Source organism: Nitrosospira sp. Nsp13 (genome assembly GCF_900101945.1).
GTDB classification, from domain to species: domain Bacteria; phylum Pseudomonadota; class Gammaproteobacteria; order Burkholderiales; family Nitrosomonadaceae; genus Nitrosospira; species Nitrosospira multiformis_D.
This window is the reverse complement of record NZ_FMVD01000020.1, coordinates 22,959-34,389: the sequence shown is the minus strand read 5'-3', so window position 1 is coordinate 34,389 and position 11,431 is coordinate 22,959. Positions and strand designations below refer to the sequence as shown.

Below are 11,431 nucleotides of genomic sequence, written 5' to 3'. Positions count from 1 at the left end.
TGGGTAAGCCGGGTATTGCTGGAGATGGCAGCTGCTAGTTCCTGCGGCTGAAAAGCGTAGCGAACTGCCAGGGCGAGCGTCCGCCCTATCGCTTCGGTGGTGTCGGCCTGTCCCCCTATTTGCCCCCAGGGCAGGTTCTGCTGGATACGCTTGCGCCAGGCGTCACGGATCGATTGCTGGGTATATCCACCCGGGCCGTTCACGGGCATGCCATTCAGCAACGGAAAGATTTCCTCATCCATTCGCCGGCAGAAATCCGCTTCATCATAGCTACCGCGCTCGACGAGCGAGCGCAGCACGAGTCGGAGAATGATGCCCCCTTGGGAGAGTTGGCCCGCCTTGAGACCACTATGATAGCGGCCGGGCTTGGGATCCGCATAGGTCGTGATCCAGTCGCCATAGTCGTGGCGGAGCACCGCCAAGTCGTAGTACCAGTGGGGCCCGAGGCCTAAGGCATCCCCGATAAAGGCACCCATGATGGCGCCGGCGGCGCGGTCCTGTATGGCGGGGTCGGACATGTTCTGATTCTCCTCTCGGTTAATTTCAATTATCTACATGAATCTTTTCCGGTATGTCGAGTCCCTAGCAAGTCTTTTATGATCTTTGGAACATGCGGAACAATATCAGACAGACGGTGCTGAGCACCTTGCAAAGTTTAGCGACATGAAAGTTTCCGATGCCAAGTGGCTAAAGGCGCTGTGTGAAAAGACAACAAGCTCAAGTGACTGTGGGTTATGAATTGGGGTATGGAAAGTAATTCGGTGGGCAATGTACAGAGATAGGCTCTGGACTCGTGTATTGCCGAGATATTGCCCACCGTCAAGAATAGAGTTAATAGAAAATTACCTTAACTCATAATAGATAAACAATTAACAAAACAATTGCAGGCACGCCTAACAGCCAAGCTATCAAATATCTACCCATGATAATCTCCTAAGAAGCTAAAACAGTCGGTATGGGGATTATTTTTCTGAAATACGAAACCATTCTAAATGACTATCGGTAGGTTTTCTGTACGGCACCACACTCTCAGATAAGATAGAGGCGCGCCAAACATCTTAATTAGCCTCTAGTCCGCCCTGTAAACAGAGAAATTCTCCGATACAAATAGTAAGCTGCTGTCATGACGACGGCTTTCTCTGCAATGTGAGCTGTTTACATGTCGAACGCAAGGGCAGGGCCGGAGGTTCATTCACCAGAGAACTATCGTATCTCCCGGGCGTCACGTTGCTGACGAATGACTAGCCCGACATCCGCAGCATTTTGACTATTTCCGACATCCGGTACGGTTTTTGTATGAATTTAAAATCTTCTTCAGAGTTCTTTCTCTTGCTCGGGGCAGACGCGGCATAGCCCGAAGCCAGAACTACTTTTATACCCGGAATGAGGCTGCGCGCATTATGGCCCAGGTCAAAGCCGCTCATTCCTGGCATAACGATATCGCTGAACAGCACATCGACGTCTGGTGTCCTTTTGAGGATCTCCAGCGCATCTTCGCCATTGTTTGCCGATAGTACGTCATAGCCCATGCTGCGGAACAGCTCAATAGCTACATTCAAAACATCCGGCTGATCGTCGACAACTAATGCTTTTTCATTGCCTTCTGGAAACGCCTCATCTAACTCTTCAGTCGCATCGCTAGTCTGTGCGGGGAGGAAAAGAGAAATGGCGGTACCCTTGCCCATTTCGGTTTCAATTGCCATATCTCCATTGAATTGCTTGATTGTCCCGTACACCTGGCTCAACCCCATGCCGGTGCCTTTGCCAACTTCCTTCGTGGTAAAGAAAGGCTCTGTTGCCCTCCTGGCCACCTCAGGCGACATGCCCGAGCCAGTGTCCCTCACGGTGACTTTTACATAGTTTCCAGCGGGCAACCCATCGATTTGGTTCTGGCGCAGCTCGACTTGTTCAGTGCTAAGCGTTATGACGCCTCTATCAGGCATGGCATCACGTGCATTGATAACCAAGTTTAAAAGTGCGGCCTCGAATTGTGCAACATCGACTATCGCTGGCGGCAACAGCGGGTCGAGTTTCAGGTCAAAGCTAATCGAGCCTCTCCTGACTCTGCGAAGTACTGCTTCAAAAGAACTTATGATGCGATTTAGGTCGTATTTTCCCTCGTTTAATGGCTGTTTGCGGGCAAACGTCAGTAATTGCTGGGTTAAGGCGGCTCCCTGCAGGGCGGAGCGCTGCATGCTCTCAAGAATCTTGACCGAGCTGGGGTTTTGTATTTCCTTGGCTAGAATTCCAACGCCATTTACGATGACGTTAAGCAGGTTATTAAAATCATGGGCGATGCCCCCGGTTAGTTGGCCAAGCGCCTCCAGTTTCTGGGACTGAAACAAGGCTTCCTTGGCATGCTCCAGATCCTGCATTGCTTGTCGTTTTTCCGTGATATCGCGCGTGATTTTGGCGTAACCGATCAATTCGCCGAGATCGTTCTTAATCGGGTCGATCACAACATGCGCCCAGAACCTGGATCCGTCCTTGCGAATGCGCCAGCCTTCGCCTTCAAAGCGCCCTTCCGCGGCGGCAATCTTTAATGCGGTAATGGGCAAGCCGTTGTTCCTGTCTTCCTCCGTATAAAAACGGGAAAAATGTGTCCCTACGGCTTCGTTATGATCATAGCCCTTGATGCGCTGAGCACCGGCATTCCAGTTAGTGATGATGCCATCGGGCGACAACATGTAGATCGCGTAGTCGGTTACGCCCTGGACCAATAGCCGAAACTGTTCTTCGCTGCCACGCAGAGCGTCGGCTGCCTGCTTGCGTTCGGTAATATCGCGGGTGATTTTAGCAAAGCCGAGCAGCGTACCCTCAAGATCTTTGATCGGGTCAATGACGACGCTGGCCCAGAAGCGGCTGCCATCCTTGCGCACCCGCCAGCCTTCATCCTCGAATTTGCCTTCTTGAAGTGCTGTTTTCAGCGCCCGGAATGGGAGATTGATTGCCTGGTCTTCTTCCGTATAAAACCGGGAGAAATGTTGCCCGATGATCTCGTCGGCCGTGTAACCCTTGAACCGTTGGGCGCCGAGATTCCAGCTGTAGATTAAACCTTCGGGGCTCAATATGAAAATGGCATAATCATTCACGCCAGACATGAACTGATGAAAGCGCTCGGCTTCAGAGCTTGATGCGATAGGAGGAGAAGAAGGCAGCACTGCTTTACCTCACGTTTTTATGAAATGAAATCAAATATTCCGATACAGGCCCATTATGTGGCGTTAACTAGCTGCCAACCTTTCTTTATTTGGTTTTTGTTAAAATCCCTTGAATAGAAGCAATTTAGTTAACTTAGACTCAGACGTGCCCAGGCTTATCAGAAATCTGCATAACCATGACTTTACAGCTGCAAGCCTTGCTGTACACAATCTTATCCCACTTGAAGCGCCGCTCAAGACAATGACTTGTTGATCCAAGGATTTATGGTTGCCACCCATGATTTTCCTTTATATGAAAATTTAATTTCATGGGAGTTTACGAGCCTTTGACAAAAATGACAGTGCAACAGCGTACATTGACCTGTGAAAAGATATTTCTTGAAGAAATGCACATTGCTGATCACACATGATTCTTAGGGGTAAAACCTGAGGTAATCGCAAGGCGTAAGGTAAGGCCAAGTGATATGGATAATTTCTCGATAATCGCCAATCTGAAATAAATCACCTGATAGCAGAATTTTTGAGTGCGGCAACGTACTGAATAACTTTGAAACCAGCGTATCCTTCACTTCAACTAATTTGCTAGATCAAAGTCCATTATGAAATCAGCTTTCATTTTAAAAAGTATTTTCCAGTGTTCGATGCTTGTCAGCGTTCTCTTTTTAAGCGTGTCTGGAATGACTTATGCTGCTGGCCCAGGTAATCAGGTTGGGAAGGGCGGTTCAATGGCCGGACAGGGCGGTCCCGTATCCGGACAGGGTAGTTCTTCGGCCGGGAAATCCACCTCCGCAAGAACGTTCTACTTCAGGAAATAAACAGGGCGCATCTATCCGAGGTTAAATGGTTCTATCGCAAAATACAGCGCAAAACCGGATTCTGTCGGGCTTATCCCCAGCAGATTATAGTCGTCTGCAACCCACTCTCGAATTCGTAAATCTCGCGGTAGGGGAGGGGATCTATGAACCCGATAGCCGCATCACTTATCTGTATTTTCCGATTGATTGCATTATCGCTCGCTTGTATGAGCTGGATGGTGGGGGGACGGTGAAAACCTCCGTCACGGGAAACGAAGGCATGGTCGGCATTTCCTACTTATTGGGGAGCGAGAGTACTTCCGCGCGAACAGTGGTGCTAAAAGGAGGGAGTGCCGTGCGTATCAAGGCGTTTTTGCTAAAAAAAGAATTTGAATGCGGGGGAGTTCTACAACGCTCGCTGCTGCGGTTCACTCAAGCCCTTTTTCTTCAAACGGAGCAGATCGCAATTGGTAACCAACTTCATACGATTGAGCAGCGATTAAGTCACTTCCTGTTAATGATCCTAGATCGTATGTCAGGCAATGAGCTTTATATCACTCATGAGCAAGTAGGGGTTTTTCTTGGAGTACGTCGTGAGAGCGTTACCACAGCGGCACAAAAACTGGAAACAACAGGCGCGATCGAGTGCCGGCGAGGTCACATGAGCGTAACAGATCGTGGGAAATTGGAGGTGCTTGCAGGTGAGAACTATGTGCTCATTAGCAAGGAGTATAAGTGCCTGCACGCATATGGGTCTTGCTAAGTTGTCTTCCTGTTTTGCTCGACTATTGATGGAATAAAGCTGGTGAAGTCAATTCCAGCAAATGAAATGAGGAAAGATACGCTAATACTCCGTGAAACTAACCAATAACTCCGTAGTTTTCATCCCCAAGAGAAAAGAGGCTAGTCATGATTAGTAAACCCGACATACTCAGTGCCAAGATTCTAATCGTCGATGACCAGGAGGCCAATGTCCTGATACTTGAACGAATGCTACTCGACGAGGGCTATACCTGCATTGCCTCGACTATGCGTCCTCATGAGGTTTGTCCGCTCTATCGCCAGAACAGCTATGATCTGATTCTACTCGATCTGGAAATGCCCGGCATGGATGGCTTTCAGGTGCTCGAAGGTTTGAAGAAAATAGAACCAGATGACTACCTTCCGGTACTCGTCATCACCGGTCAATCGGGCCATAAGTTGCGGGCCTTGCAAGCCGGGGCGAAGGATTTTGTCACTAAACCATTTGATCCGGTCGAGGTCCAGACACGCATCCACAATATGCTGGAAGTCCGCCTGTTGTATAAAAGGCTCGAGAATTACAACAAGCAGCTTGAGCAGATCGTGGCGGAGCGGACTGCGGAATTACGCGAAAGTGAAGCACGTTTTCGCCATTTGACCGAGTTGGCTTCCGACTGGTACTGGGAGCAGGACGAGAATGGGCATTTTACCAAGGTCTATGGGCCAGTCCTGGAAATGCTCGGCATTACCGTCGGTACTTTATTAGGCGAATCCAAGGGAAATGATGGAGCGCGCTGGAATGAAGCGGAATACGCGACATTCAAGGCAAACATCACGGCACGACTGCCTTTCATTGATTTCGTCTACAGCCGCACCAAATCCGATGGCTCCCGACAATATCTGATGGTGAGCGGCGAACCCATGTTTGCTGCCTCCGGTATATTTACCGGCTATCGTGGAATAGGGAGGGATGTTACAAAAAGCATGCATTCCGCACAGCTCAGATAACAATTCATAAATTCCCTTAAACTCCATGACTCGTCAGCAAACCGACGGACCTCCTTTGCGCGAGTTTTGATTTACGTTGCATCAATGCGATGCTTCGCTCTCTCATTCCCAAAGCTGTATCTAAATAACGTTTCTGGGTTCCCGCTAGCGCCCTGCTGCCACGCCTGCAATATGTCGTTAACTCCGGACATTCGCAAGGCTTGAAAGCGCATGCCAATACTTAGAAGAATTCCTGAGAGCAGAGTAAAACAGAATTTCTGTAGATTTGAAGGAGGAGAGATAGAAACGAAATACATTTTCACCAACTTCGCTGTACTACGAATTATCCTTTCGATCGTGAAAGAGGTGTTAGAAAGTAGCAATATAGTAGCAATGAAATAATGAAGTAACCCATAGGACTATATAACTACTTGATTTAATGGCTCCCCGACCAGGGCTCGAACCTGGGACCTGCGGATTAACAGTCCGAAAATTATCGCATTGATTCTCATAGATATGAATTGCTAGAATCCAATAAATCCTTGGAATTACGCATTAACAGGAGCTTTTCTTTTTCTCTAGATATTGATTCCCATAGATTGCTATGGTAAAAATATACTTACACCAGCACTTACATGAAAATCAAAATGGCAAGAGAAAAACTCACACCCTCCAGGATTCTGGATTTCAAGCTCCCTCCTCAAGTCAAACAAGCGTTCCTGTGGGATACCGATACAAAAATGCTTGCGGTGAGGGTCACATCTGGTGCGAAGGCTTATATATTCCAGAGCCCATACAATGGGACCGACCTGCGCATGACAATAGGCAGTGTTGAAGTATGGGACATCGCGAGCGCACGTAAGGAAGCCCGCCGTCTCCAATCGCTGATTGACCAGGGAATCGACCCACGTTTAGCCAAAGCGAATGGTTTGGTCGACGCTGAGGCACAACATAAAAAGCGGCGGAATTTCGATATGACAGTTAGTGAGGCATGGACAGCCTACATTAATAGCCGTCAGAGCCACTGGAGTGCGCGGCATCTGCTCGACCACCAAAACATCGCTCGTCTTGGCGGCAGCGGTCGCAAGTTAGGACAAGGCAAGAGGCAAGCCGGCCCACTAGCCGCACTCATGCCATTAAAACTATCCATGGTCACACCAGAGGTTGTGTCTGCCTGGATGCAGAAAGAAAATACGCAGCGTCCCACATACGGCGCATTAGCCTATCGTTTATTACGCGCCTTCATTCGCTGGGCTGCTCAGGAGCCGGAATTTATGGCAGCTATTGATGTGAATGCTGTGGGTGCCAAGGTGACTCGAAACCATGTCAAAAGCGTTAAACCGAAAGACGGCGACTGTCTCCAGCGGGAACAGCTTCCTCTATGGTTTAAGGCTGTGCGGGAACTCGGCAATCCTGTACAGGCTGCCTATCTCCAGACACTGCTACTGACAGGCGCGCGCCGTGAGGAACTGGCACCTTTAAAGTGGGATCAGTTAGATTTTCAATGGAATTCGATGGTTATACGTGACAAGGTGGAAGGCGAGCGTACATTACCTTTAACCCCGTTTATCTCAAACTTGCTGATGAATCTTCCCCGCCGTAGCCAATGGGTTTTTTCAAGTCCCGCAGCAAAATCCGGCCGTATCCAGGAACCCCGTATCGCGCATAACCGAGCGCTGAAAGCCGCTGGGTTGCCCCACCTTTCATTGCATGGCTTACGCCGTTCGTTTGGTACTTTGGCCGAGTGGGTGGAATGTCCCGCAGGAGTCATTGCGCAACTCATGGGTCACGCGCCTAGCGCAATCGCCGAGAAACACTATCGGCGTCGCCCGCTTGATCTGTTGCGCGTTTGGCACACCAGAATTGAGGATTGGATTATTTGCGAGGCGGACATACCGCCAATTCCTGAAAATATTCCTAAATTAAGAATATCCCAGGCCGCGTGATATGCGCCGCAGACACATATCCGTGAATGGTGAATATACCGACAACGGACATTACACCTTTATCTGATGCTCAGGAAGGAGAACGAATTTGCTTCCGCCCTATTTGAAAATTAATGAAGCGGTAGCTCGCATCAGTGAAAAAAAAGACGAGAGATTTTCACTGGAATGGTTATTGCAACACGCGCATTCAGGAAGAATAAAATTATTCGCTCTGGTACGACAACCGATTTTTCTTGAAGAAATCCAGGTCGTCGATATAGATTACGTTTTTTCAAGAGGAAAAAAAGGGATTATTTATCGATCTGACCCACTCCGTAAACCATACGCAATTTACGATAACCCATCGCCTCAATTATCCCCCACCAAGCCAACATCGCCTCTACCCAGCAATATAATTACTACGCCATACGCTGGAGAATGCCGCTTCAAAATTGCTGATTATGTGCCACTGACTATACCTGTCGTGGGGCAATTACTCGCTTCTCCGGCGAATCCACGAACTATCACTCTTTATTCCATGCCTATTAAAGGAGAACAAAAACGCATTTGCACCGCGCAACAACTTTCTCCGGGTAGTGATGAAATCCCACGCGGATTATCTTCTGGTTGGTGGATTACCGAGAACGATTTATATGTGGAAACAGGTGTCATCGAATTGTTGCTCAACTCACCCCAGAAAAAGATCGAGCGAACGGGACTTACAATAGAGGAGATACTTGCTTTCGATTGGCCTGTTAGGTACATCAATTTAAGATCAGCCCTTCAGCATTGCCCAAAATGGATCCGTCCCGCCCGTACCGATAACGATTCAAACGGAAAGGAACCTTCACGCTGGAATCCAGTGAAACTGGCGATCTGTCTAATGACCCCCACTAGTCATAAGAGCTGGATGGTAAAACAGGGGGCCTTGGAAGCGCTCATATGTGATAAATTTCCTGAGTGGATTGATGAGTGGAATGCGGCAATCGCAGAATTCTAAGTGCAAGGTCGGATGATGCGAATGAATATCGCGAATACCACGATATTTGCGCGATATGGATATCGTTAATACGCGAAGAAGCGCATGAATAGGGGAATCCGATATCGCGATTATCTAGCAATTACACCTTGTAATATCTAATACGCTCCATTGCTGTGTAATCAGCGTTCTTTGGAGTGTATTAATATGACAAAGACCAAAGCCCTAGCCGCAGAGCGTGGCGTCAAACCTGCAAGCATCCTTTCACAGTATTGCAAAACCGGTAGTTATTGTGGTCTTGTCCCAACCAAGATGCCTAATGGGTATCTTGATTGGACTCCCTCGAGTTCGAGTTCGCCGAAACGTCCAGTCAAGCCGCGGCAATGAAAACCTGCGATATTGACCGCGCCACAGAGGCACTTTTTTGCATACCCGCAGATCTCTCATCTGACGACTGGCATGAAGTAGTAAGGGCGGCAATTGCCGCTAATATCCCCGTTTCAGTGATCCTCAGATGGTGCGCTACCGATAAAGCCTATCCAGGTGAAAAAAATGTTCTGACTAGGCTCCGGGGCATTACACCTGACGGAGGTACTGGGCCAGGAACTCTTTTTTACAAGGCTGGAAAGCACGGATATTCTCACCGGAGAGAAAAACTTACCAAGTACCAGAAACGGTCTGCTGAAAGTGAGGCTCCTGCTCATGCCCAAACTATTCAAAATGTCGCCGCGCGTTTAGCGGAGATTGTTGCGTCCTGCGAGCCAGCGACAGAAATTCAACCCTATGTTAAGAGAAAATCAGGATTACCGCACGGGACGCTTGTCTATCGAGGAAATAAGGAGGTGGACGGTCGCAACTATGACGGCGCACTCGTAGTACCCATGAATGATCTCGACGGACAGCTGGTGGATCTGCAATTCATTCCTGTGAAAGGCAAAATAAAATATTTTCTTGGGGGAATTAAACCACCGCAGGAGGCTTGCCATGTGGTGGGCGGCGAATTAACACACGCTAAAAAGGCGTATGTGGTTGAAGGGATCGGTCATGCATGGTCGGCTCATCTGGCGACCAGAGCGCCTGCGGTGGTGTGTTTCGGAATAGGCCGAATGGCAGGAGTGGCAAAAGCGGTGCGGGCCCGCTACCCTGATCTTGTTTTGGTGATAGTGCCTGACGAAGGTGGAGGAGAAAAAGCTGCTGAAATTGCACGCGCTGTAGGGGGACTTTATTTTGAACCACCTAGCGACTGGCCGTCGAAATCCGACATAAACGACATGCACGTCAGAACCCGTAACCTCAGGAACGTGGAGTGTCTGCTTGAATCAGCCAAGGCACCGTCGTTGGCCGAGTTGCTTGGTGAGGACCAATCCCAAGGCAGTACGCTCAATGACATAGGCAACGCCCGCCGCCTGGTGGCACATTCCGGTCAAGATATTCGATGGCTCACAGAGACCAAGAAATGGATGATATGGAACGGTCAAGGTTGGGAAATGGATGAAGTTGACGCAACCATGATGTTCGCAAAAGAAACGGTCCGACTTATCTACAATGAGGCTCAAGTTCAAAAAGATGCGGATAAGGGCAGGCAAATCAGCAGGTGGGCAAATAGCTCTTCCTTCTCGTCTAGACTGACGGCGATGCGCGACCTCGCGAAATCCGAGCCTGGTATAGCGATGTCAATCTCCGGTCTTGATAGCAGCCCAATGCTGCTCGGCACCCCGTCAGGGGTGATAGATCTCAACACGGGACTACTTATAACTGCATGCAGGGACTACTACATAACTAAGAGCACAGGGGCAGCATATCGAAGTGACGCAAAATGTCCTATGTGGGAACAATTTTTGGCGAAATGTTTTAACGGCAATGATGAAGTCATCAGATACTTTCAGCGTGCCGTGGGGTATACCTTGACTGGATCGGTCCGTGAACACAAACTTTTTTTTCTCTACGGCAGCGGGGCGAACGGAAAAAGTGTCTGTCTGGAAACATTACGACATGTAATGGGCGACTATGCCATGCACGCTCCAGCAGACATATTCATGCAAAGCAAAATGGAGCGTGCCAGCAACGGCATTGCGCGCCTCAAAGGTGCGCGCATGGTGACGGCAACAGAGGTCGAGGACGGGCAACGGTTTGCGGAATCCCTTATAAAGCAATTGACGGGAGGCGATCGGATTACCGCCCGTTTCTTGTATGGGGAATATTTTGAAATAACCCCCACGGCCAAATTCTGGTTCGCCTCCAATCACAAACCAATTATACGAGGTGATGACCATGCGATATGGCGGCGGTTTGATCTCATCCCATTTTTGGTGACCATTCCTGAAAACGAGCGCGACAATGAGCTTGTTTCCAAACTTAAGGCTGAGGCGGAAGGCATTCTTCAATGGGCGCTGCAGGGAGCTATTGAATGGAATCGCATTGGGTTAAGCTCCCCCTCCGAAATTACCATTGCAACAGCCCAATACAAAGAGGAGATGGATATCATCGCCATGTGGCTAGAAGACTGCTGTGAGTTAGCAAATGAATGGGTATTGCGAAAAGTATTGTACCTATCCTTTATTAAATGGTCCCAGGAAAATGATATTCCTGCCATGAGAATTAGTGATTTCTCTAAGAAATTGGGACAACGCTTTTCTTACAATCGTGGGGGTTCAGGAATGAAATTTAGGGGTTTGCGGTTGATCTAGGAAAGGGAAGTGTAGTTAATGTAGTTATGCAGCATTTTCTGCAAACTTTTCTCTATTACTTCTCATATAGGAGACTTTGCCAAAAAAACTACAAAACTACACAAACTACACAGCATTGGGTTACGAAGGAACGTTATGTTCGAACTGAAATTCCATG

The 11,431-nt window shown here is 48.6% G+C and carries 7 protein-coding genes and 1 tRNA gene; 5 read left to right on the top strand and 3 right to left on the bottom strand.

Annotated elements, in window-relative coordinates; all coding sequences use genetic code 11:
- On the bottom strand, positions 1-518 hold a 518-nt coding region (locus BLO43_RS15290; RefSeq protein WP_139149303.1), incomplete at its 3' end, for an ADP-ribosylglycohydrolase family protein.
- A gap of 723 nt (positions 519-1,241) precedes the next feature.
- A complete protein-coding gene (locus BLO43_RS15285) occupies positions 1,242-3,161 on the bottom strand; it encodes a hybrid sensor histidine kinase/response regulator (protein WP_090907809.1) in 1,920 nt (639 codons plus the stop codon).
- 840 nt (positions 3,162-4,001) lie between these two features.
- Between BLO43_RS15285 and BLO43_RS15280 the strand changes: the two genes are divergently transcribed.
- On the top strand, positions 4,002-4,718 hold the full coding sequence (locus tag BLO43_RS15280; protein WP_090907808.1) for a Crp/Fnr family transcriptional regulator: 717 nt from the start codon (positions 4,002-4,004) through the stop codon (positions 4,716-4,718).
- Positions 4,719-4,864: 146 nt separating this feature from the next.
- On the top strand, positions 4,865-5,704 hold the full coding sequence (locus BLO43_RS15275) for a response regulator (protein WP_090907807.1): 840 nt from the start codon (positions 4,865-4,867) through the stop codon (positions 5,702-5,704).
- 419 nt (positions 5,705-6,123) lie between these two features.
- On the opposite strand, the gene BLO43_RS16880 is transcribed toward BLO43_RS15275, so the two are convergent.
- Positions 6,124-6,230: transfer RNA gene (locus BLO43_RS16880), tRNA-Asn, on the bottom strand.
- Between the two features lie 100 nt (positions 6,231-6,330).
- Between BLO43_RS16880 and BLO43_RS15270 the strand changes: the two genes are divergently transcribed.
- The 3 genes from BLO43_RS15270 (at position 6,331) to BLO43_RS15260 (ending at position 11,274) form a co-directional block, all read left to right on the top strand.
- Entirely contained in the window at positions 6,331-7,629 is a 1,299-nt protein-coding gene (locus BLO43_RS15270) for a tyrosine-type recombinase/integrase (RefSeq protein WP_254773507.1), read from the top strand.
- Positions 7,630-7,717: 88 nt separating this feature from the next.
- On the top strand, positions 7,718-8,608 hold the full coding sequence (locus BLO43_RS16875) for a hypothetical protein (RefSeq protein WP_090907806.1): 891 nt from the start codon (positions 7,718-7,720) through the stop codon (positions 8,606-8,608).
- A 362-nt stretch (positions 8,609-8,970) separates the two neighbouring features.
- On the top strand, positions 8,971-11,274 hold the full coding sequence (locus tag BLO43_RS15260; protein WP_139149300.1) for a phage/plasmid primase, P4 family: 2,304 nt from the start codon (positions 8,971-8,973) through the stop codon (positions 11,272-11,274).
- Positions 11,275-11,431 lie beyond the last annotated feature (157 nt).

Coding starts and splice junctions, on each gene's coding strand:
- BLO43_RS15260 (WP_139149300.1), top strand. CDS start 8,971: ATGAAAACCTGCGATATTGACCGCGCCACAGAGGCACTTTTTTGCATA.
- BLO43_RS15280 (WP_090907808.1), top strand. CDS start 4,002: ATGGTTCTATCGCAAAATACAGCGCAAAACCGGATTCTGTCGGGCTTA.
- BLO43_RS15270 (WP_254773507.1), top strand. CDS start 6,331: ATGGCAAGAGAAAAACTCACACCCTCCAGGATTCTGGATTTCAAGCTC.
- BLO43_RS15275 (WP_090907807.1), top strand. CDS start 4,865: ATGATTAGTAAACCCGACATACTCAGTGCCAAGATTCTAATCGTCGAT.